The sequence below is a fragment of the Streptomyces sp. ADMS genome, from assembly GCF_033441795.1.
Taxonomy (GTDB): Bacteria; Actinomycetota; Actinomycetes; order Streptomycetales; family Streptomycetaceae; genus Streptomyces.
Genome location: NZ_JAVFVX010000371.1, coordinates 1 through 664, shown reverse-complemented (window position 1 = coordinate 664; position 664 = coordinate 1). Strand labels below are relative to the sequence as shown.

2 protein-coding genes are annotated in these 664 nt (G+C 69.9%); both read right to left on the bottom strand.

The features are described 5' to 3' along the window. A partial coding sequence (locus tag RB628_RS41105; RefSeq protein WP_318325727.1) for an NAD(P)-binding domain-containing protein occupies nt 1-508 on the bottom strand: 508 nt, incomplete at its 3' end. 1 nt (nt 509) lies between these two features. After that, the coding region (locus RB628_RS41100) for a hypothetical protein (protein ID WP_318325728.1) at nt 510-664 on the bottom strand (155 nt) is incomplete at its 5' end.

Genomic DNA, 664 nt, shown 5'->3' with positions numbered 1-664 from the left:
TGCCGTTGTGGACCATCTTCGAGAAGTGCCCGGCACCCACCTTGCCCGCGTGGACATAGCCGTACGGGCCCTCCGGCTTCAGCGCCTCGAAGATCGGGTGGAGCCGCTCGACGTGCTTCCTGTCGCCGCCGACCATCAGGGCGTAGCCGTTCTGCAGCCCCCACACGCCGCCGGAGACCCCGGCGTCGACGAAGCCGATGCCCTTGGTGCCCAGCTCCTCGGCGTGCTTCTCGTCGTCCGTCCAGCGGGAGTTGCCGCCGTCGACGACCGTGTCTTCCGCGTCCAGAAGGCCGCCGAGCTCGTCGACGACGGACTGGGTGGCGGCGCCGGCCGGGACCATCACCCAGACCGCGCGCGGCGCTTCGAGGTTGTCGACCAGTTCGGCGAGGCTGCTCACGTCGGAGACCTCGGGGTTGCGGTCGTAGCCGATGACGGTGTGGCCGGCGCGGCGGATGCGCTCGCGCATGTTGCCGCCCATCTTGCCGAGACCGATCAGACCAATCTGCATGTCAGTTCACTTCCTGAGCGTGACGAAGAGCGCGGTAGGCGGCAACGAGGGCGGCGGTGGAGGGGTCGAGGCCGGGAACGTCGGCCCCGGTGGTGAGCGCGGGCTCGATGCGCTGGGCCAGCACCTTCCCCAGCTCGACCCCCCACTGGTCGAAGG